Below are 20,566 nucleotides of genomic sequence, written 5' to 3' on the forward strand. Positions count from 1 at the left end.
AGGCTGATATGCCAGTTTATCCCCCGTCCCTTAGCAAAGCTTTAAGCATTCGGGCCGGCGTCCCCGCAATTGTCCGGTGAGCGGCGCGGCCCTGCTGCTCATGGCTGCGAGGCGGCCGATGGACGCCCATCCGAGCTACGAACTCTTCCAATCTAGAACACCTCGACATCGCCTCTCCGCGCGTTGACTTGGAGAGCTCTCTGGCAGAACGATCGGTGCAGATCATCCGCGCCAGCGCTGGCGTGAGCGCAGCCGGAGGCCAGAGGCACAATGCATCGATCGACATACACGAGGCCCGTCGACCTTCCTGCGCTGAGTGCGGCGGAGCGGCTCTTCATCTGGGGATTTCGGGCGAAGGCGCGTAGCGGAAGCGCCGTCCCGACGGCGGCCGATATCCAGCAGGTGTACGACCATTTTCGCGTCGGCGATGCCGTGCTGTCGCTGGATTCCATCATCGAGATCTTTGCCTGCACCGCGCATACCGCGATCGAAGTGCACTGCCCCACCTGTCCGCGCATGTCCGACAGCGAGCGCGGAATCTTGCGCGCGATTGCCGCGGCCCAGCAGGACCGCGTCGATGTCGCGCGCGAGCAGTTCGAGCGCTGGCTGCCGCCGATCGGCGCCGATTGGGCGCTCGCGCCGGTCCTGGGGCTTGCGACGATCTTCCGCATGGCCGGCCTCGTCCTGCCCGACCGGCACGAGCCGCCTGTCGCGCATGACGGAATTTCGGCGATGAAGAGCTGGTTCGTCGGCAGCGCCACGTTGCATTGACGCGATCGTTCAAGATGCGGGCCAGTTGCGATTCTGCGGCGACGTCGGACGCGGGTGAGCGGCTGCTCTGTCCACTCCAAGCCGCGCTTGCGACCCGTCCGGACATCGACAGCTACGATGATTTTTCCCGCCTCGCGCTGGCGCTGCTCCGCTTCATCGGAGCGGCCTATGCGACCGGCGCATCGGATTGCTGGGAAGCGGCCTATCGCTTTGCCGAGGAAGCGCCCGGCATTGCCGACAGTCCGCTGCTGGTCGCGCGCGCGGCCGCGCTCGTCAGGATCCTGCGCAAGGAGCGGCCCTGCGAGCTGTGCTTCATGCCGCCGTCCTGCAGGCGCCTTTCCAAGGACGAGGCGGAATTGATGCGACTGCTGGCGGTCGCGCGCCGCAAGCAGCCGGGCGAGCTCGAATCCACCGTTGGCCAGGTCGTTGACTTCGGCGAGGATGCTGCGACACGCGCGGTCAACGCGCTCGCGCTGTGCTGACACCTATCCGCCATTCCTGCCGAGCACGAGATCGATCGTGTGCGCGGCGATCTTGCGCAATTGGGGCTCGTCCCCGAAGGCACGCTCGAGCACGGCGAGGCCGCGCGTCACGGTGACGATGTGCAGCGCCGCAGCCGCGGGATTGCCGTCGAACTCGCCCCGCGCCGCGCCAGCGGCCAACGTGTCCTGAAGCAGTGCGGTGATGCGCGAGATCAGGTTCGCAAAAGCCTGGCGCGCGTTGTCGTCGAGCCCCTCGCCTTCGGCGCCGCCGAGTTCCATCAGCCCGCGCGTCGTCGGACAGCCGCGCGGCGGCGTGCCCGAGCGGAAATTGGTGATGGTCAGATCGAAGAACGCGGTGAGGCGCTTGCGCAAGGAACCTGCCCCGAGCGCCTTTTGCACCTTGGCGAGATAATCCCCCGCGTAGCGTTCATAGGCCTGCAGGAATAGCGCCTCCTTGCTGCCGAAGGCATTGTAGAGACTCCCGCGCTGGACCGCCGCATCGCGCGCAATGTCGGACAGCGAGGTGCCGCGCACGCCCTTGCGCCAGAACTGGTCGAACGCGATGCGCAGAACCTCGTCATGATCGAACTCGCGCGGTCTCAAGCTTGGCTCCGCAAAATATTTGACATGCCGTCAAGAACATGCTTTCTCGACATCGTGTCAAAAACCGATCGAGATTGATAGTCCGTTTTTTCTCAATTGGCCGAGCCGGCGGCGTTCACATTGCCGTGTCGGCCGGAGCCGCATGCAAAGGGCCGCGTGATGCCTCTCCTCCACATTTCGATGCGCGCTGGTAAGCCGCAAAGCTACCGGCAGGCGATTCTGGACGGACTTTACCGCGCGATGCGCGAGGCCCTGAACGTGCCCGAAGGCGATGCGTTCATGGCCATCACCGAGCATGAGCCGGCCAACTTCCGCTGCGGCAATGCTTACGGCGTCGAGCGCAGCGAAGACGCCCTGCTGATCCAGATCATCGTGTTCGCCTCGCGCACGGCCGAGCAGAAGAAAGCGCTGTATCGCCGGATCGCCGACCTGCTCGGCGAGAACCCGGGGATCAGGCCCGAGGACGTGTTCGTCAACGTGCTCGACGCGCCCAAGGAGAACTGGTCCGTCGGTCACGGCATCGCGCAGTTCGCGTGAGGTGCACGGCGACGGATGGCCAGTCGAGGACTGAGATTCAGCGTCCTGCATGCGCACCGTGGTGACGGTGATAAGCGCTCGGCGAGGGCCAGGTCCAGCCCTTCAAGGCGGTTCGATCCGGCTCGAAGATTTCGATCTTGAGCGGATGGCATGCCGCGGCATCGCTGGAATGGGTTGCGCTGCAGTCTCCACCCGGACAGGCCGACAGCGCGCCGAGCAGGTCGATCTCCGCGAAGAACTCGATGAAGTCGCCGGGGCGGACCGGACTTGCCTTCATGAAATACTGGTGCGTGTCCCCAGTGAAGCCGGTGCACATGAAGACGTTGAGCACGTCGTGGACATGATGCTCCACTGCGGCCGGATCCGCCTTCAATTCGGTGGCGAGGGCGCGGGACAGGTTGGAGTGGCAGCAAAAATCGTAAGCCGTGCCGTTCAGCAGGAGATTTGTGTAGGGATCGCAGCGCGTGCCGATCACATCGTGAATGCCGGCACCGTCCGCGTCGAAGCCGTACCAGCCAAGCGTATCGTGGCTGATGGTCGCCATCGGCCGAAGATAGGGCATATTGCTCCAGAGCCGGTCACCGATGCCGACATGCGTGCCATGGAGCGCCCGCGTCTTGCCGCTGAAGAAGCGCTCGGAGAGATCGTCTGCATTCCAGAGATTGAGGTCGCCGACCTGCGGGCCTTCGATGCTGACGATGCGGAAGAACTGGCCGCGCGCCACGCGAAAGGCACGGGCATCGCGTGGGGGCACGATAAGCTCGTGCGTCTTGACCGCAGCACGGCGGACTATTTCGAGCGCGGCCATGTCCGGCCCGGGCATCGTCCCGACCGGATAGACGATGGCCGGCTTGGCAGCGCGGCGCGAGGCAGCATCAGCGGGGGCGAGTGGGATATTTGGCGGCATAGTTCGGCCTCGGATCGACTCGGCAAGAGGAGAGGTGGTGGCTAATGGCGGAAGCGGTTGACCCTACCCCCTCACCTCAGCCGCCGGCAACGCACGCCTCCATGACTTCATCGAGCTCCGCCTTCGAGAGAACGCCAAGCTCGGCAATGAAGACGATCCGCGACCGCGCCGCGCCCGGTGCCGGCGCATCGCCTGGCGCGAGCGTCGCGCGGCCGGCGGCGAACTGAAACACCATCGTGCGGCCGGGCTGCTCGATGGTTTCGAACAGGCCCTTGGCGCGCGCCAGCTTCGGCGCAAGGCGGTTGATGGCCTGCTGCAGGCGCGGCAGCGAGACCGGCTTATCCGAGGTCCAGCTCAGTGCCTCGAAGCGCTCCTCCGCCGGCCGTTTCGGTCCCACCTCGCGCGACGCCGGAGCGCGGTCGGCGCCGGCGGGAAACAGCAGCGCGGGCGGAATCTCGCCGTGGTCTGCATCGACCACCACCGCGGGCACGCGCTGGGCGCGGATGGCATCACGCATCCGCACCCCCGCGCCCGCGCCCGCCAGATCCAGCTTGCTCAATGCCACGATATCGGCGACGCGCAGCTGCGACCGCATCAGCGCGTCGTCCAGAGCCGAAGGCGGTGTCCCTGCGTCCAACACGCAAAGCACCGTCTCCAGCTGTGCCTCGCGCAGGATCACCGGGTCCATCAGGTTGCGCACGATGTCGGCGGGATCGGCGACGCCACTGGTCTCGATGACGATACAATCGGGCTTGGGATCACGCCGCAGCAGCGTCGAAAGCGTGCGGAGCAGGTCGCCCTCGAGCGAGCAGCAGATGCAGCCATTGGCAAGGCTGACCACGCCGTCGCTCGCGCCCGCGATCAGCTCCGCATCGATGTTGATCGCACCGAAATCGTTGACGACGGCGGCGATCCGCCGTCCCGCCGCATGCGCCAGCAGATGGTTGACGACCGTGGTCTTGCCCGCCCCCAGAAAGCCCGTCACCAGGAGAATGGGGACCGGCATGGATCAGCCCTCGACGATTGGGCGCCGCACGGGTTTTCCCGGCCGTGCCGTCACATCGAGAATGCCGTCGCTGATCAGCACCTGACCGCTGACGACCAGATGCCGTACACCCTCAGAGGGCCGGTTCATCGCCGTGAAAGTCGCTCGGTCCGAAAGCTTCTCGTAGTCGAACACGACGATATCGGCATCGGCGTCCTTGGCGAGCCGGCCCTTGGCCCGCATCGCCGGCGTGCTCTGCGACAGGATCTCGGCCGGGATCAGCGCGCATTTGCGCACGCCTTCCAGCAACGACACGGCTTTGCGCTCGCGCACCCATTCACGGATGAACTTCGTGAAGCAGCCGGCCGAGCGCGGATGCGAGGTCGCATCATCCGGCAGCGGCCAGGCATCGCCGGTGTAGGTTGAGCCGTCCGACAGCGTCCACGGCATCGCGTCGGAGGCGATCGCGCCGCCGGGATACAGCACCGACATGTCGAGCAGGTCGCGGTGGTGCGCATTGTTCTCGGTGTCGAGGATGTGCCAGAGCACCAGCGAGGACGGCTCCTCGGCCTGCGCCTTCAAGAGCTCCTCGCGGTCGTGGAAGCGGTAGCCGTCGGTCACGCGCTGCACGGAATCGTAACCGGTGCCGTTGCGCTCGACGAACTCCGGATCGCTGAAGAAGGCCGCGGCCAGCACGGTCGAGCCGGTGCCGTAAGGATAGGCCTCGACCGTGATCGGCAGGCCCTGTCCTTGCGCCTTCTCGATCAGCACGCGGCAACGCTCGACGTCGGTCTTGCTCGACGAGTTGAAATGGCAGATGTGCATGTGCGCGCCGGTGGCGCCGGCATAGCCGATCAGGCGGATATAGGCTTCCACCGCGCTCTCGGGGTCGATGCGCGACATGAAAGCGACATGGGTAAAGGTGGGGACGTCCTGCTTCGCGGCCAGCTGGCACACTGCGGTCAGCTCCTGCACGCCGGCGCCGGGCGCATAGGCGTTGAGGATGCCGATGCCGATGCCGCCTTCGTTGAGGCCGCGCCCGAGACGTTCGAGAATGCCCGCGACCTCCGCGTCGGTTGCGACGTTGTCCATCCAGCGGCGATCGCGCATGGCATTGCCGAACGCCTCCAGCGAGCTCTCCGCGTTTGAGCCCGTCATCGCGCCGATGCGGGCGAAGGCCCAGTTGGTGGCCGCGCCATAATTCAGCACGCGCCCCTTCCGCGCCTGGCGCTCATACCAGGACCCGACCGGCAGCACGCCGGCCTCGAGATCGAGGGTGGTCGTGACGCCGTCGAACGCCTGCATGCGATCGGCCGGGATCGACTGGCCGTGGGCATGCAGATCGATGAAGCCGGGCGCCACCACGAGGCCGGTGGCGTCGATCACCCGTTCGGCGCCGCCGAGGCCCGTGCCGACGGCGGCGATCTTGCCGTCCACCACCGCCACATCCCCAACGGCGTCCATCCCGCTCGCGGGATCCACCACCCGGCCGCCAGAGATCACCAAACCGCTCATCTCGTCACTCCGAAAAACAAAACTACCCAATTCTCCAAAGGCCCGGCAGCAGCTTCGGAGGCGCTGGACGCATAGTGCAGATTCTGGGGAGAACGGCCACCGCCACGGACGCCGATGCGGCATGCTTGCTGCGAGGCAGGTCACTTGCTGGGAGAATTTCGGTAAAGTGGGATATTTTGGCGGGAGGGGGTTGACCGCGGATCGGAGTACTTTGCCCGTCGGCGTCGGGGCTGTTGCCTTCTGGACATGGCGAGGATTCATTGCCTCGAAGGACGCGCCCCTTATACTCTTGGATCCATCGCGAACATTGCGTTGTCGGTCCGTTGGCAAGGTGTCCAATGCCCGTGAAATTCGGAGACATCCTCCAGGCTTTTGAGTTTGCCGACATCGACAGCGGCATGGGGCAATGCCACACCTTTATCTGCAGGCAGACAGGAAAGATCTACTACCAGTTCGATCAGGACGACCTCCAGGAGATCGAGGACGACGAACTGCCTGACGATATCGAAGACGAAACCAAATACTTGCAGATCCCGAACACACGAGATCTCGACCTCGGCAAGCCTCTTGTGATTGCCTTCGCCCGCGAGTTCTTGCCAAACGATCTGGACGACGTTCGCACCATTTTCAGCAAGCGCGGCGCCTATCAGAAGTTCAAGGCCCTGCTCTCCCGACGGGCAGCGATCGATGCCTGGCATGACTACCGGAACAAGGCGAAAGAGCGTGCATTGCGCGACTGGTGCGAGATTCATTCCATCGGGATCATTGACTGACCTGGCATTCGCTTGAGCCAAGAGGTGCGCGAGCGGCTCTGCCGTCTTCTCGCCCCCATTGTCATTCAGGGAGCAGATGGGGCGGCTGTCGGGGGCAAAGTTCCCATGGGTTCCCAGTGATAGGCCGACGTCTTCTGCACACCAATCATTCCATGTCACGCCGCGCTCTGCTCGGGGGGCTCGTCTCGACAGGAAGTGCGCTCGCGCTCGGCGGATGCGCGGGCCTCGGTGCGACCGGCGCGCGCTACGACGCCTCGTCGCTCTCCGTTGACCCCACGTTGCTTGTCGTCACCACGCGCAAGCCCGTCAACGGCGCCCGCGCGAAACCCTGGTTCGGGCCGGAGCGCGCCGCGAGCATGACAATCGCACGGGCGAAGCTGACAGCGCCGGATGAGAGCCGACTTTCCCTCGCCTCGGTTGGCCTCGAGGATTGGCGTCTCGACCGGATCGAGCCGGTGCCCGCCGAGGCGGGCGATCTCGCTGCGCAGGCCGGCGGCGGGGACGTGCTGATCTATGTGCACGGCTTCAAGCAGACATTCGAGACGGCGGTGCTGGATGCAGCCCACCTCTCCAATGGGATCAAGTTCCGCGGCCGGACCATGGCGTTCTCCTGGCCTTCCAAGGCAGGACTGTTCGACTACGCCTATGACCGCGACAGCGCGATGTGGTCGCGCGATAATTTCGAGCGCGTGCTCTCGGCGCTGGTGTCGGCACCGGGGGCGGGGCGCGTGCACATCGTCGCTCACAGCATGGGAACCATGCTGACACTCGAAAGCCTGCGCCAGCTCCATGGGCGATACGGCGACACGGTGACGAGCAAGATCGGCGCGGTGGTGTTTGCCGCCCCCGACATCGACATGGACGTGTTCTCGTCGACGATCCAGCGCATCGGCCCACTCGCCGGCAAGATCACGGTGATCGCCTCGACCAACGATCGTGCACTGGCGCTGTCGGGACAGCTCGCCGGCGGCATGACCCGGGTCGGTGCGGCCGAGAAGGCCGCCATCGCCGCGCTCGGCGTGCGCGTGGTCGATGCGTCGGCGGAAGGCTGGGGCATCGTCAACCACGATCTGTTCCTGTCGAATACGGAAGTGCAGCGGGTGATTCGGCGCTCGATCGACGGCACGACGGCGTAGGAGAGCGCCTGCGCCGGCCACGCGAAAAGCCTGCTCCTGCCCACATCCGTTGCGGCTCCCAGGGGAATTGCATTGCAGCTTGCGGATGGAAGACCTATGCTGAGTTTCTAGTCAGGCAGCCGCCCATCGTATGGCGAGAGACTGCAGGATCGGCCTCACGGTGGATGGTTTCCATTCAGCATCGGAGGTGATGCCATGGCCATTGCTCCCACCCTCCAGAAATACCTCGCCGCCGAGAACATCCAGTACGAGGTGATCCCGCACGAACTCAGCATGACGTCCGCCCGAACGGCGCAGGCATGCCATATCTCCGGCGACCGCCTCGCCAAGGGTATCGTGTTGCGGCGCGACGGCGGATACATGCTGGCCGTCTTGCCTGCATCGCATCACCTGCGCCTGTCGGACCTGAGGACAAGCCTCGGCGACAATGTCCACATGGCCGATGAAACCGAGATCAATCGGCTGTTCAGCGACTGTGCTCACGGTGCAGTTCCTGCCGTCGGCAAATGCTACGGATTGGATATCATCGTCGACGACAGCCTCGAGGCACAGCCGGACATCTATATGGAAGCCGGCGATCATGAGACGCTGCTTCACATGGGTCACGCGCAGTTTGCGCGCCTGACGGCCAACGCACCGCACGGCCGCTTCAGCGCGCATGACTGAGGATCCTGTGCGCCGCCCATTGTCCTTGCGGCCCTGGGCGGGAACTCTAGCCGCAAGATCGCCGTCATACCGTTCCGCAGGGTGGCGGCGAGAGTGTCTGCGCTTTGTCTTCTGGTCGGAGTTCGGAGGATGGGGGTGCCGCTGCATTGCATCAACGCACTTGAAACCCACGAACGGAGGCTCACCATGAAAGTCAAAGACGTGATGCACAAGGGTGTCGACTGGGTCAGCCCCGACACGCCAATCACCGAGATTGCCAAACTGATGCGGGCGCATGACATCGGCTGCATTCCGATTGGCGAGGATGACAAGCTGGTCGGAATGGTGACCGACCGCGACATCGTCTGCAAAGGACTCGCGAGCCACAGCTTCGATGCCGGCCGCGCGACGGCACGTGACGTGATGACCGAGGGCATCCATTGCTGCCGCGAGGACGATGACCTCGCCAAGGCGATGCATCATATGGAGAAGCTGCAGGTCCGCAGGCTGCCGGTGATCAACAAGAGCAAGCGGATGGTTGGCATCATCAGCCTGGGTGACATCAGCCATTCCTCATCGGGTGACATGCTCACCGAGACCGTCAGAAGCGTTTCGGCGCATCACTGAAGTTACCGCCAAAACGTATGGCCACGGCTCCTCTCGCGATCCCCCCGAATAGGGTTGGGGGGAGCCCGAGGCATGCGCTCGTGGTGCAACCGTCGCGCGGCGCAGAAGCGACGACGCGATGCGGCTCATTTTGCGCCGGAGTGAATGCAAGTTGCGCCGGAATGGATGCAGGGCCCGTTCACTCGATCACGTCATCATCGATGACGCTGCGACGCGCAACCTACCACGATGTGTTCTTTCAAATGCGGGCCTGCAGCGGGCGATCCGCCGCTCGATTGACTGCACTGCCGCGTGAAAGAGCGCCTGCACAGCGTCGGGCTACGCGATCAAGCGCTGCACCAATGCCGACTCGCTCGAATACGTCAGGAGCGCCTCGTGAGTTGCACGGGTCACCCCGACATAGGTCAGCCGGACACATTCCTCGACGGTCTCGCCGTGGCGGCCGAGCAGGCCCAAGCCGGTGATGGCGACGCAGGGAAACTCCAGCCCTTTCGCGCTGTGCATGCTCAGGAATCGCACGGCGACCCGCTTGACCGAAACGCGGTTGCGATTGTCCTTGGCGATGTCGATCGGCGCACCATGCCCAGAGAGAATCTGCGCGACCCGTCCGCCGATCCAGTGCTCCGGGTAGAGACACGCCATCTGCGACCACTCGTAGCCGGCTTTCTTACGGTCGAGAAACCACTCGGCAACGCAGTGAGCTTCTGCGTCGATGCTCACGCACCGCCGCACATCCGGCTCCAGTCCCTGCCGACCCGCATCTTCGGGCAGCAGGATGGCGTGTTCGTCGTCGGCCGTGATGCCGGGAGCGCCGATAACGTCCGCGGCGAAGCGTCTCGCGAAGGCAACGATTTGGGCGGTGTTGCGATAGTTCACCTTCAGTACGGTCGTTCTGCCCTTTGCTTCAATGCCGAGCTGGCTCCAGACCGGCCGTTCACGCCCCTTATAGATAGCCTGGATATCGTCGTAGACGACCATCAGCGCCTTGGTGCGCGGGTTCACCATCTTGGCCGCAAGCGCGAGCCATTGCGGTTCGAAGTCGTGCGCCTCGTCGATCAGGACCGCGTCGTACTGCTCCGCCGGGATATGGCCGTGATCGACCGCCTTCACGACCTCTGAAACGCTCGCAGCCAGGCGCTCCGCGTAGTCCGGATAGTCTCGCTCGGATGGGGCGACAATCCCGTACGTCCGCAGCATCCGGTAGCACCACGAGTGGAAGGTGAGAACCTGAACGCGGTCCTCGACGCCTCTGCTCTGCATGGCATCTTCGAGCCGGCCGGCGATGCCGTTGGCGTAACACAGGATCAGCACCGGCTTTGCCGCCGCACGTGCCAGATACTCGGCGCGAAAAGCGAGGATCAGGGTCTTGCCCGATCCGGCGACGCCGCGAATGATGCGATGCCCCTCGCCCAGGCTGCGCGCGAACTGCTCCTGATGAAGGTCCATGACCGCGAGCGTCCGATCCGAAGAATCGGCGCGAGGCGCATCGTCCAAAGGCAGGGCAATCTGTCGTATCCGAACCTCCGGAAACAGCAGCGCGCGCAGGCGGTCGAATTGCGGCATGGACAGCGGCTCTTCGACACGCGGATGAACCATGCGCCACAATTTCGAACGGAATTCCTCGGGGTCCGCGCCCTCGGTCATCTCGTCCTTGAACAGACAGAGATGCTCGGAGAAGACCTCCTTGAGATCGGTCTGATCGAACTGCTTGCGGGTGATGTTCGTGAACACGGCCCCGAAGCCGAACGGAACAATGGACCGGCCCGCGAGGCGATGCCCCGGCGGAAACAACAATTGCCCGTCGCGCTCCAGCGTTCGCACGACCTCGAACGTATATTTGCGAGCCTGCTCGAGCGGATTGCTTTCCCGCACCGCACCACGGCTCTTCAGCAGCTCGACCTTCGTCTTGTCCGCCGAAACGATCGTCTCCAGGCGCCAGTCTTTCACCTCGAGCACGAGCAGGCCGTTCGCGGGATGAATGATGATGAAATCCGGATGCCGGTTGCGAGGGCCGACGGGCAGGTTGTGCCAAACGACGGCGTTCTCCTCGAGGAAGTCCTTCAATCGTTCCGCCAGTCGTAGCTCCCCACGGCTGTCGAAGCGTGCGAAGCCGAGACTCGGGATCAAGATAGCCATGTCACGGCCGCGAGCACCATTTGCGGACCGCCTCGTGAGCTACGTGCAACAGAGCGGCCGCTCCAGGCTCACATGGTTGCCTAGAATGTGCAGGTTTTCAATGGCTTAGGATTTGGCTGGCGCTCCCTAGGGGAATCGAACCCCTGTTTCAGCCTTGAGAGGGCCGCGTCCTAACCGCTAGACGAAGGGAGCGTGAGGGCTAGCCAATAGCCTCGAAATTTGTCCGCCGCAAGGACCCCGAGGGGCCTTTTACGGCTCATTGGCGAATTTCAGCCGTCCGGCCGACTTCAGGGTAAGGGCATCGAAGGTGCGGATCTCGATGACCCCGCCGAGATCCAGCGTCACTACGAGGCGGTCGCCGGCGACCCCGGTCGAGACGATTTTCGCGCCCTTGGGCAGGGTGGCAGTGACATCGCTTGCCGCTTCGACCGCCCTTCCCTCCGACTTGAAAAGGCGGTAGCCCACCGCGATCAGCACGGCGCAGAACGCCAGCGCCGTGGTCAACCCCGCGATCAGCATCATCCGCCGCACCCGCGCGAACAGCGCGGCCTGCTCGGGGGTCGGTTCGGGAACAGCGGTATCAGACGTCGTCATGGAAAGCCCTGGGTCAGCGCAAAGGTTGGAGGTTGTGGTCGAAGGCTCCGAGGGCTCGGCCCGGCTCGACCGCGTGCTGGCGGCGCGCCTGCCGGAGCTGTCGCGATCGAGGCTGAAAGCCCTGATCCTGGCGGGCGCAGTGCACCTGAAGGCCTCCGCGGTCCGCGACCCCGCTTATCACGTCGCATCCGGCGATACGATCATAATCGACGTGCCGGAAGCGGCGCCCGCCGAGCCCAAGGGGGAGGACATCGCCCTCGATATCGTGTTCGAGGACGACGACATCGTCGTCCTCAACAAGCCCAAGGGCCTCGTCGTGCACCCCGCGGCCGGTCACGAGACCGGCACCCTGGTGAATGCGCTGATCGCCCATTGCGGCGCCTCGCTCTCCGGCATCGGCGGCGTGCGCCGGCCCGGGATCGTGCACCGGCTCGACAAGGACACGACCGGGCTGATGGTGGTTGCCAAGAACGATCTCGCCCACGCTTCATTGACGGCGCAATTCGCCGATCACGGCCGCACCGGCGCGATGCGGCGCGGCTACATGGCATTCGCCTGGGGCGTGCCGAACCGGCACCGCGGCACCGTCGATGCGCCGATCGACCGGCATCCGCATGCACGCGAGAAGATGGCCGTGCGCCAGGGTGGCCGCGAGGCGGTGACGCATTGGGAAATCCTGGAGAGCTTTCATGGACGCGACGGCAAGGGCGTCGCCGCCCTGCTCGCCTGCGAGCTCGAGACCGGCCGCACCCATCAGATCCGCGTCCATCTCGCCCATATCGGCCACCCCCTGATGGGCGATGCCGTCTATGGCCCGCATTTCAAGACCAAGGCCAACCAGCTCGGCCCCGACTCGCAGGCGGCTTTGGCGGCGCTGGGGCGTCAGGCCTTGCACGCTTACCTGCTGGTGTTGGAGCACCCGAGGACGGGAGAATTACTGCACTGGGAGGCGCCTTTGCCGGAGGATTTGCTTCTCCTGGAACGGGCGCTCCAGGCGGCGCTATGACGCAGGCCGCTTCAGAAAGCCTTTACATTACAAAAAGTTATAGCTGCCACACGGGGACGTGACGTCAGCAATCCTTCCCTTTTTGACTCCCGATGGGGTATATTGCGTCTGCGTTGAAATGACCAACGCGGAACATCGCAGCTACGGCCGGCTTTAACACAGCGGTCGTCTGCCTGGCCCGCCGCTATCGGGGGCCTGAACCTTTTGGAGGGCGCACTATGGCCCGTACCGCTGCTTTGCCGGTCCTCAATGGAGAATCCGGCCTTTCTCGCTACCTCGCCGAGATCCGCAAATTCCCGATGCTGGAACCGCAGGAGGAGTACATGCTCGCCAAGCGTTGGCGCGAGCATGACGATCGCGACGCGGCACACCAACTCGTCACCAGCCATCTGCGCCTCGTGGCCAAGATCGCCATGGGTTATCGCGGCTACGGCCTGCCGATCTCCGAGGTCGTCTCGGAAGGCAATGTCGGGCTGATGCAGGCGGTGAAGCGATTCGAACCCGAGAAGGGATTCCGTCTCGCCACCTACGCCATGTGGTGGATCAAGGCGTCGATTCAAGAGTACATCCTGCGTTCGTGGTCGCTCGTGAAGATGGGCACCACCGCGAACCAGAAGAAGCTGTTCTTCAACCTTCGCAAGGCGAAGAGCAAGATCAACGCGCTGGACGAAGGCGATCTCCGCCCCGACCAGGTCAAGATGATCGCCAAGCGCCTCGGCGTCACCGATCAGGACGTGATCGACATGAACCGCCGACTCGGTGGCGATGCGTCGCTCAACGCACCGATCCGCGACGACGGCGAAGCCGGCGAATGGCAGGACTGGCTGGTCGACAACACGCCCAACCAGGAAGCCATGATGGCGGAGCACGAGGAGTATGATCACCGCCGTGACGCGCTGAACGGCGCCATGGGCGTGCTCAACCCGCGCGAACGCCGCATCTTCGAGGCCCGCCGCCTCGCCGATGAGCCGATGACGCTGGAAGACCTTGCTGCCGAGTTCGGCGTGTCGCGCGAGCGCGTCCGCCAGATCGAGGTCCGCGCCTTCGAGAAGGTGCAGTCCGCGGTCAAGGGCACGATCGCAAAGGCCGAACAGGCCGCGCTGGAAGCCGCGCACTAAGCGCGGCGGTTCAGCGCCCCAGATTGGCGGATCGAGAGAGACGAAAAGCCGGCGGCAACGCCGGCTTTTTTGTTGGTGTGATGCGAACTGCGCCCGATAGCGGTGCGTGTGGGCACACCGCCTATTCCCCCCATTGCCTTGCCATCGTCGCGAGCGTGCAGCCTTCGCAATAGCGGGCGTCCTTGTAGTCGATCCAGTTGTGCGCGTAGACCCGCTCGAGCGGGATGTCGTAGCGCGCGCGCAGCACCTTGACGAGGATCTTCCACGCCGCGACCTGTGCCGCCGTCGGCCCCGTCGTCACGTCGGGATAATTGCCGGCGAACTCGACGCCGATCGAATTGTCGCGCAGGACCTGGCGATAGGTCGGACGATTGTCGATGTACTTGTTGTCGTTGCGGTTGGCGCCATCGCCGTGGGTCGGCACGAGGTTCTCGGCGACCGCCCAATAGACCGTGCCGTCGGTCTCGACCCAGACCGTGACGCCGCGCCGCGTCGGGTTCTTCGCCTGCGCCTGCGCGCCGCCGCGGGCCGAGCCCGCAGGTCCCTCGGTCTGGTGCACGATGATGTTGCGCCAGGATCTTGCGCTAGCGACGTCGCCCCACGGCGCCAGCCAGACGATCTTCAAGCCGGGGATGTCGGGCGTGCCGGAGGCGCGCGCGAGCCTGGCGAGTTCGGCATCCGCAGCAGCGGCGGGGACGATCGGAAGGAGAGCGACCAGGACGGCCACGAGCAGGCGAAACGTCATCATGCAAGGTCCCATGCGACCTCGAGCCTAACAGGCTTTACGCGAATGTCCTCACCGTCCCGACAGACTCGGGCGACAGCCGCGGGGCGGGGTCATAGACCGCAAAATCGTTCTTGCCGTTCTTCTTGGCGGCATAGAGGGCGTGGTCGGCATTGGCCATCAGGCGGTCCGGGAATTGCCCGATGCCGCGGTCCCACTCCGCAACACCGATCGAGATCGCAATCTGAATGTCGCGGCCGCTGCAGCTGGCGGCGTCCTGACGGCAGACTTCGAGCACGCGGCGGGCGATCGCGGCAGCCTCGCGCAGCGACGAGGACGGCAGCACGATGCAGAACTCGTCGCCACCGGTGCGGGCGAGCATGTCGCCGGGCCGCAGTCGCGTCTGCGCCGTCAGGGTGAAGTGCCTGAGGCAGGCATCGCCGGCGGCATGGCCGTGGGTGTCGTTGATGGTCTTGAAGCCGTCGAGGTCGATCAGCAGCAGCGAGAACGGCTCACCGCTGCGCTCCGACCGTGCGCATTCCTCCGACAGACGCTTCAGCAGATGCCGCCGGTTGGCCACGCCGGTGAGATCGTCGAGCAGCGCGAGGTCGGCGACCTCGCCTCGCAAGCTGTCCATCGCCATCAACAGGAAGCCGAAATTAAGGGTCATCGACAGGAACAGCAGCCCGAGCACCATGATCGCATGGGCCTGGCCGCCGGCGCGCGCCGAGAGATCATAGCCAAGCATATTGCCCACGGTGCGCGCGAGCAGAATCGCGATGATGCTGAGGATGACGATGCCGGACAGCTTGGCGCCCGGGCTGACGCGGCCTTCCGGCGACAACAATAGACGCAGCGCCAGCATCAGCGGCAGGGCCTGACCGAACGTGTAGCTCAGCATGCGCAGCTGCATGTGCTCGAAGCCGACCATGAAGAGCACGACGCCGACAAGGCTCAAGCACCCCGTCGCGGTCATCAGGCGCCACGAGACCGGACGGTCGTAGAAGCGCTGAATGCCCATGGCGGCAAGGCAGCTCGCAGCGATGACGCCGCCGGCGCCGAGCAGCAGCGGCAGGGGAGAGGCGACGAACAGACGGATCAAGGCCGTCATCGCGCCGGCGGCACCGACGAAGGCCGATGCCATCCAGAACCGCGCAGCCACGAAATTCGGATAGGAACGCGTCACGTAGGCCCAGATCACGCCGAGCGCCAGGAAGTTGACGACGAAGACCGTCCACAATGTCGGTACGTTCAGCATGACGCGTACAGCACGCGCAGCGTCCCGCCCCCCGATCCCGGCAGCCGTCCGTCCATGACCCATCCCCGTTTTCTTGCGGAAGACAATGCGATGGTTGCGCTTAATGGAGTCTCACTGCGGCTCGCGAAAACGCGCCCTTGGTTTTGGATTCATGAACGGCACGCGGCTATTGCCGGATCGTTAAGGCTGTCGCGGCCGATGGCCGAGCTGACGCGTGGAGCGGATTCGCGCCAAAAATCACCCGAAAATGCATCTGAGCTGTGGATAACAGGATGACACGGATGTGACGACGCGGGGCAGCCGGCTCCGAATCTGCTGAGTTTGTCGTCGAGGATGTTGCGAGGCTGGCCCTCCGCCGAGCACCCTCGTGTCGCGTTCCACCATTTAACCCTTGAGAGGATACTATGGCTAAGAAAGCGAAGAAGGCGACGAAGAAGAAGGCGAAAAAGGCCAAGAAGGCGAAGAAGAAGTAACGAGGCTTCTGTTTCTTTGCCCGGGTGGAGCGAGCTCCGCCCGGGCGTCGGATCGATCGCAGGCGGCGGGCGCAAGGCCCGCTTTTTTATTGCGAGAGAGGTGACGAAGACCTACCGCTCCGACAAGGCCAGCTTGGCGCCGAGCGCGGCGAAGCCGGCGGCAAAGGAGCGGCGCAGCCAGGCCATGACGGCCGGGCGGGAGATGACGCGCTCGCGCACCGCGGCGGCGCAGAAGCCGTAGAGGACGAACACCGCAAAGGTCATCGCCATGAAGGCGCCGCTCAATTCCAGCATGCGCGCCAGCACATGGGCCTCGTCTGCCGCAATGAATTGCGGCAGGAAGGCGAGAAAGAAGATCGACAGTTTTGGATTGAGGATGTTGATCAGGAAGCCGGTGACGATGACGCGGCTGCTCGACCGCTCGCGGATGTCGCCGCCAACCGCCAGCGCCCCGGTCTCGCGCAGCGCCTGCCAGGACATATAGAGCAGATAGGCGACGCCGCACCATTTCAGCGCGGCGAAGGCGAGCGCGCTGGTGTGGAGCACGGCGGCAAGACCGAGCATCGCCGCCGCCATGTGCGGCACGATGCCGAGCGTGCAGCCGAAGGCGGCCGCCACGCTGGCGCGCGAACCGCGGGTCAGCGCTGCGGCGAGCGTGTAGAGCACGCCGGTGCCGGGGGAAGCGATGACGATGAGCGAGGTGAGCAGGAAGGACCAGGTCATGGTCCGACCTTATCACCGCAGGGCGCTGCGAGAAAGCGGGCGCGTCAGGACAGCTGAGCGATCTCGGCCTCGCGCAGCACGTCGAGCGGCGCCCAGGGCTTGGCCCAGAACTTGGCGCCGTCGGGCAAGGGCTGCTTCAACGGGCGTCCCGACGTGACGACGACGTCGAGCTTGGGATTGCGGTGCTTGGCGACATGTGCGAGCTCGACGCCGTTCATGCGGCCGGCAAGCTGGACGTCGGTCAGCATCAGGCAGAGCGCGCCGGCGTTCTTGTCGAGCACGCGCTCGGCGGCCTCGGCGCTTTCGCACTGGATGACCTGGTAGCCGCTCTCCTCCAGCAGGACGCAAAGCATCTCCCGCTGCATAACGTCATCTTCAACGATCAGCGCTGTCGCGCGTAATGGCGTCGCTTGTCCCATCGGCGGCTCCTCATGCATGCCTCCATAACGAATGTTAAAAACGGAGGCCGGATACGGTTCGGTTCCATTCTGAAAAAATGTAAAGCATAGTTCCCGCATCAGGGGCTTGACGGGGAACATCATGACGAAGATTCGAGGCGCCGCCGCCATCACGGGAGCGGCGAGCGGCATCGGCCGGGCGCTGGCCATTGAGCTCGCGCAGCGCGGCTGCGACCTCGCGCTGGCCGATCGCGACGAGGGCGGATTGAAGGCGCTCGCGGCGGAGATCGGAACAACGCGCAAGGTCAGCTTGCATCGCGTCGACGTCGGCGAGGCCGGCGACATCGCGCTGTTCGCGAGCGAAGCCATCGCCGCGCATCCTTCCCTCGGCATCGTCATCAACAATGCCGGCGTTGCGCTGATGGGCACGTTCGAGGAGATCGACCAGGCCCAGATGGACTGGTTGTTCGACATCAATTTCTGGGGCGTGGTGCACGGCACACGCGCCTTCCTGCCGCACCTGAAGACGATGAGCGAGGCCCACATCGTCAACCTCTCCTCGATCTTCGGCATCATCGCCCCGCCGGGCCAATCGGCCTATGCCGCGGCGAAGTTCGCGGTGCGCGGCTTCTCGGAGAGCGTGCGGCACGAGCTCAGCGTCGCGGGCAGCCCGGTGAAGCTGTCGGTCGTGCATCCCGGCGGCATCGCCACCGCGATCGCGCGCAACGCCCGCACCGGAATCGGTGTCACCGACAATGCCCGCCGCGCCCAATCGATCGAGCGGTTCGAGAACGCGGCGAAGACCTCGCCGAAGGACGCGGCCCTGCGCATCATCAGGGGCATCGAGCGGAACGAGCCGCGCATCCTGATCGGCAACGACGCCCGTTTCATGGACCTGCTGCAGCGTTTCCGCCCGGGAACCTATTGGGCGCCCTTGCAGCGGAAGCTGGAGAAGATGGCGAAGGGGACGTAGGCTGGGAGAGACGTTGTCTCTCCGCCGTCATCGCGAGGAGCCCTTGCGACGAAGCAATCCAGACTGTCTCTGCGGAAAGACTCTGGATTGCTTCGCTGCGCTCGCAATGACGGATGTGGCCGGCGGAGTGCCGCCGTCACTGCCCCATCAGCCGGTCCGCGAAATAGCCGATCGTCTTGCGGTAGACCACGGCCCTGTTCCACTCGCGCATCGCCTCGAAGTTCGGGGTGCCCTCGCCATACGGCTGGCCCATCTTGAAGCCGCTCGTGTGCAGGAGGTTCGCGGTCGAGGCGAGCACGTCGGGGATGCTGTGGCGGAGGTCGACATGGCCGTCGCCGTCGAAATCGACGCCGTACTTGATGTAGGACGACGGCAGGAACTGGGTCTGGCCGATCTCGCCTGCATAGGCGCCGATCATGTCGCGCAGCTGCAGGTCGCCGCGTTGTACGATCTTGAGTGCGGCCAGCAGCTCGCCCTGGAACAGATCGGTGCGGCGGCAATCATGCGCGAGCGTCGCCAGCGTGCGGACCACCGGCAGCTTGCCGGTGTCGCCCTTGCCGAAATCGCTCTCGAGCCCCCAGATCGCGACGAGGATATAACGGGGCACGCCGAACTTCTGCTCGACGCGCGACAGCAGCGCGGCATGCCGCTGCAGCATCGCGCGCCCGCCATTGATGCGGCCCGGGCCGACGCGGGTCGCGACGTACTGCTCGAAGGTCTTGTTGAAGGTGTAGCGCTGGCGCCGGTCAAAGGCGAGAACCGCAGGGTCGGGTGTCACGCCACCGAGCGCCGCATTGGTCACACTCCCCGAGACGCCGGCGGCCTGCGCCTCCTGCGCCATGCTGGCGATGAAGCCGTTGAAGTCGCCGCCGCAGCGGGCGGCCTGCGCCGACCCGCCGGAGAGAAGCACGACGACGGCGGCGGCGAGAAGCAGTCTCAGCATGTGGAGCAATCCCCCAGGAATCCCAGCGAAGCAGCGCTGAGGATCATGCCCGGGAACGGGATTCGCGTCAAAGCGACCGGATCGATCATAGCGCTGCCTGCGACCGACGGCGCCGAAACAAAAACCGCAAAACAACCCCATGCACAGTAGACGTCAAGCGATGGCCTTTTGCTATTTTTCCGAATCAGCGTTGACCGTCGGGCAAAACAGTGCTATTGTGCCAATATCGCAAGCTCCAGACGTTGACGCCCACGGCCTCTCGCCGCCGTTGCGAGATGAACAAACTGATTTGGCAATCCAAACAATTGTTTCGATGCGGGGCTGTATCACCCAGCGCATATCTGGTGCGCTCGCTGCGACATCGACGCCACCACGATTTGCCTTGCCATCCCAGCGCGCCTTCTATAGCCTTCTATCTCAGGTTGTCGCCCTGCCAGCCCCGGGCGACGCTGAAGAGATAAACGGCGGGCTTCGGCCCGCCGTTTATTGGCAAGGGCGTGGCGACGATCCCGAAAGACACAATTCCGAAAGTCATAATCCCGAAAGTCATTTGACTGCGGCGTCCTGATCGGGGACAAGCCGCTATGGCCAAAAAACCCGGAACCAACCCTAAAGGCGAATTCGCCTTCTTCAACGTCGTCTACGAAGACGATTCCCAACGCTCCAACCGCCGCGTGCCGGCCGAGCTGCTCGGCGGCCTCGACGGCGACGAACCCGCCCGCGCCTTCATCATGGAGCAGGACCGCGAGATCGCGGAGAAGAGCGGCAAGCCGGTGCTGGAGATCAAGCGGATCGAACGGGTGGGGGCGAAGAAGAAGTAGGCGGCAGAGGCAGGTGCTCATCAGCGCCCGATCCATCTATTCCAGGCAAACAGCAGATCGGCAAACCGGTCATAGGCAAACTGCGTGACCGGCAGCGCCACGCGATTGCCGAACAGCGCCGCAAGCCACCCCACCCCCGGCGTCAGCCGCCAGAGCGCAATCGCGACATCCGCGCCGACGACGAGCCGCCCGTCCTCATCGGTAGCATGCAGGCGCCGCCTGATGTCGTCGAGCGAAGCGCCGAAATGCGCCAGTGCATCAGGCTGCTCGTTGATGTCCCTGAACTCGACCGTGCCCGCACGCACCAGCGCCACCAGCTTGTTGCGCTGCCAATCGATGCCTGGCGTCGCAGACGGGGCAGCGGGTGTTGTAGTAGACGGCAAAGTATGGAGTCTCGCGTCATCCGTGAAATCGAACA

23 protein-coding genes, 1 tRNA gene and 1 pseudogene are annotated in these 20,566 nt (G+C 64.6%); 12 read left to right on the forward strand and 13 right to left on the reverse strand.

The genetic code is table 11. The annotated features are described in order from the left end of the window. Window positions 1-270 precede the first annotated feature (270 nt). Both ABIA45_RS22445 and ABIA45_RS22450 read left to right on the forward strand, forming a co-directional pair. On the forward strand, window positions 271-771 hold the full coding sequence (locus ABIA45_RS22445; protein ID WP_157285002.1) for a hypothetical protein: 501 nt from the start codon (window positions 271-273) through the stop codon (window positions 769-771). Between the two features lie 14 nt (window positions 772-785). Further along, a complete protein-coding gene (locus ABIA45_RS22450) occupies window positions 786-1,253 on the forward strand; it encodes a hypothetical protein (protein ID WP_271541371.1) in 468 nt (155 codons plus the stop codon). A gap of 3 nt (window positions 1,254-1,256) precedes the next feature. Here the strand turns inward: ABIA45_RS22450 and ABIA45_RS22455 are convergent, their stop codons facing one another. Next, on the reverse strand, window positions 1,257-1,856 hold the full coding sequence (locus tag ABIA45_RS22455) for a TetR/AcrR family transcriptional regulator (protein ID WP_404543814.1): 600 nt from the start codon (window positions 1,854-1,856) through the stop codon (window positions 1,257-1,259). Window positions 1,857-2,015: 159 nt separating this feature from the next. On the opposite strand from ABIA45_RS22455, the gene ABIA45_RS22460 reads away from it, so the two are divergent. Further along, window positions 2,016-2,393 carry a tautomerase family protein gene (locus ABIA45_RS22460; protein ID WP_404653670.1) on the forward strand — a complete coding sequence of 126 codons (378 nt, stop codon included), beginning with the start codon at window positions 2,016-2,018 and terminating at the stop codon, window positions 2,391-2,393. A gap of 37 nt (window positions 2,394-2,430) precedes the next feature. Here the strand turns inward: ABIA45_RS22460 and ABIA45_RS22465 are convergent, their stop codons facing one another. From ABIA45_RS22465 to ABIA45_RS22475, 3 genes are all read right to left on the reverse strand, one after another. Beyond that, window positions 2,431-3,300, reverse strand: coding sequence for an urea carboxylase-associated family protein (locus ABIA45_RS22465; protein WP_404653672.1), 870 nt, complete (start codon window positions 3,298-3,300; stop codon window positions 2,431-2,433). A 76-nt stretch (window positions 3,301-3,376) separates the two neighbouring features. Continuing rightward, window positions 3,377-4,306: a CobW family GTP-binding protein gene (locus tag ABIA45_RS22470; protein ID WP_404653674.1), complete on the reverse strand. Its 930-nt coding sequence runs from the start codon at window positions 4,304-4,306 to the stop codon at window positions 3,377-3,379. A 3-nt stretch (window positions 4,307-4,309) separates the two neighbouring features. Next, window positions 4,310-5,800, reverse strand: coding sequence for an amidohydrolase family protein (locus ABIA45_RS22475; protein WP_404653676.1), 1,491 nt, complete (start codon window positions 5,798-5,800; stop codon window positions 4,310-4,312). A gap of 338 nt (window positions 5,801-6,138) precedes the next feature. On the opposite strand from ABIA45_RS22475, the gene ABIA45_RS22480 reads away from it, so the two are divergent. The 4 genes from ABIA45_RS22480 (at window position 6,139) to ABIA45_RS22495 (ending at window position 8,981) form a co-directional block, all read left to right on the forward strand. Next, the gene (locus ABIA45_RS22480; RefSeq protein ID WP_404653677.1) at window positions 6,139-6,573 is read left to right on the forward strand and encodes a hypothetical protein; all 435 of its coding nucleotides are present in this window, start codon (window positions 6,139-6,141) and stop codon (window positions 6,571-6,573) included. A gap of 152 nt (window positions 6,574-6,725) precedes the next feature. After that, a complete protein-coding gene (locus ABIA45_RS22485) occupies window positions 6,726-7,709 on the forward strand; it encodes an alpha/beta hydrolase (protein WP_404653678.1) in 984 nt (327 codons plus the stop codon). Window positions 7,710-7,904: 195 nt separating this feature from the next. Further along, window positions 7,905-8,375, forward strand: a complete 471-nt coding sequence (locus ABIA45_RS22490) for an aminoacyl-tRNA deacylase (RefSeq protein ID WP_157285009.1) — start codon at window positions 7,905-7,907, stop codon at window positions 8,373-8,375. Window positions 8,376-8,561: 186 nt separating this feature from the next. After that, entirely contained in the window at window positions 8,562-8,981 is a 420-nt protein-coding gene (locus tag ABIA45_RS22495) for a CBS domain-containing protein (protein ID WP_275509187.1), read from the forward strand. Between the two features lie 318 nt (window positions 8,982-9,299). On the opposite strand, the gene ABIA45_RS22500 is transcribed toward ABIA45_RS22495, so the two are convergent. The 3 genes from ABIA45_RS22500 to ABIA45_RS22510 form a co-directional block, all read right to left on the reverse strand. Further along, window positions 9,300-11,117 carry a DEAD/DEAH box helicase gene (locus tag ABIA45_RS22500; RefSeq protein ID WP_404653681.1) on the reverse strand — a complete coding sequence of 606 codons (1,818 nt, stop codon included), beginning with the start codon at window positions 11,115-11,117 and terminating at the stop codon, window positions 9,300-9,302. A gap of 117 nt (window positions 11,118-11,234) precedes the next feature. Then, window positions 11,235-11,309, reverse strand: a tRNA-Glu gene (locus tag ABIA45_RS22505). 57 nt (window positions 11,310-11,366) lie between these two features. Beyond that, window positions 11,367-11,711 carry a hypothetical protein gene (locus ABIA45_RS22510; protein ID WP_404543849.1) on the reverse strand — a complete coding sequence of 115 codons (345 nt, stop codon included), beginning with the start codon at window positions 11,709-11,711 and terminating at the stop codon, window positions 11,367-11,369. On the opposite strand from ABIA45_RS22510, the gene ABIA45_RS22515 reads away from it, so the two are divergent. Both ABIA45_RS22515 and rpoH read left to right on the forward strand, forming a co-directional pair. Next, a complete protein-coding gene (locus tag ABIA45_RS22515) occupies window positions 11,710-12,717 on the forward strand; it encodes an RluA family pseudouridine synthase (RefSeq protein ID WP_271538871.1) in 1,008 nt (335 codons plus the stop codon). The genes ABIA45_RS22510 and ABIA45_RS22515 overlap by 2 nt on opposite strands. A 218-nt stretch (window positions 12,718-12,935) precedes the next feature. Beyond that, on the forward strand, window positions 12,936-13,835 hold the full coding sequence (gene rpoH / locus ABIA45_RS22520; protein WP_157285013.1) for an RNA polymerase sigma factor RpoH: 900 nt from the start codon (window positions 12,936-12,938) through the stop codon (window positions 13,833-13,835). 121 nt (window positions 13,836-13,956) lie between these two features. On the opposite strand, the gene ABIA45_RS22525 is transcribed toward rpoH, so the two are convergent. From ABIA45_RS22525 to ABIA45_RS22540, 4 genes are all read right to left on the reverse strand, one after another. Continuing rightward, a complete protein-coding gene (locus tag ABIA45_RS22525; protein ID WP_157285014.1) occupies window positions 13,957-14,583 on the reverse strand; it encodes an N-acetylmuramoyl-L-alanine amidase in 627 nt (208 codons plus the stop codon). Between the two features lie 34 nt (window positions 14,584-14,617). After that, complete coding sequence (locus tag ABIA45_RS22530; RefSeq protein ID WP_404543853.1) at window positions 14,618-15,817, reverse strand: GGDEF domain-containing protein; 1,200 nt, start codon at window positions 15,815-15,817, stop codon at window positions 14,618-14,620. 584 nt (window positions 15,818-16,401) lie between these two features. Beyond that, window positions 16,402-17,013: a LysE family translocator gene (locus tag ABIA45_RS22535; RefSeq protein ID WP_404543856.1), complete on the reverse strand. Its 612-nt coding sequence runs from the start codon at window positions 17,011-17,013 to the stop codon at window positions 16,402-16,404. A gap of 44 nt (window positions 17,014-17,057) precedes the next feature. After that, on the reverse strand, window positions 17,058-17,432 hold the full coding sequence (locus ABIA45_RS22540; RefSeq protein WP_404653685.1) for a response regulator: 375 nt from the start codon (window positions 17,430-17,432) through the stop codon (window positions 17,058-17,060). A gap of 121 nt (window positions 17,433-17,553) precedes the next feature. On the opposite strand from ABIA45_RS22540, the gene ABIA45_RS22545 reads away from it, so the two are divergent. Next, window positions 17,554-18,384, forward strand: a complete 831-nt coding sequence (locus tag ABIA45_RS22545; protein WP_404653687.1) for an SDR family NAD(P)-dependent oxidoreductase — start codon at window positions 17,554-17,556, stop codon at window positions 18,382-18,384. Between the two features lie 136 nt (window positions 18,385-18,520). Here the strand turns inward: ABIA45_RS22545 and ABIA45_RS22550 are convergent, their stop codons facing one another. After that, the gene (locus ABIA45_RS22550; protein WP_404653689.1) at window positions 18,521-19,327 is read right to left on the reverse strand and encodes a lytic murein transglycosylase; all 807 of its coding nucleotides are present in this window, start codon (window positions 19,325-19,327) and stop codon (window positions 18,521-18,523) included. 160 nt (window positions 19,328-19,487) lie between these two features. On the opposite strand from ABIA45_RS22550, the gene ABIA45_RS22555 reads away from it, so the two are divergent. Next, entirely contained in the window at window positions 19,488-19,895 is a 408-nt protein-coding gene (locus ABIA45_RS22555) for a hypothetical protein (protein ID WP_404653691.1), read from the forward strand. Between the two features lie 16 nt (window positions 19,896-19,911). Next, window positions 19,912-20,148 carry a hypothetical protein gene (locus ABIA45_RS22560; RefSeq protein ID WP_128264061.1) on the forward strand — a complete coding sequence of 79 codons (237 nt, stop codon included), beginning with the start codon at window positions 19,912-19,914 and terminating at the stop codon, window positions 20,146-20,148. Between the two features lie 20 nt (window positions 20,149-20,168). Here the strand turns inward: ABIA45_RS22560 and ABIA45_RS22565 are convergent. Beyond that, window positions 20,169-20,526, reverse strand: a pseudogene (locus ABIA45_RS22565) (DUF393 domain-containing protein); the annotation flags it as partial. Window positions 20,527-20,566 lie beyond the last annotated feature (40 nt).

Origin of the sequence: Bradyrhizobium sp. USDA 336 (assembly GCF_044908355.1) — a bacterium.
In the GTDB taxonomy this organism is placed as follows: domain Bacteria; phylum Pseudomonadota; class Alphaproteobacteria; order Rhizobiales; family Xanthobacteraceae; genus Bradyrhizobium; species Bradyrhizobium yuanmingense.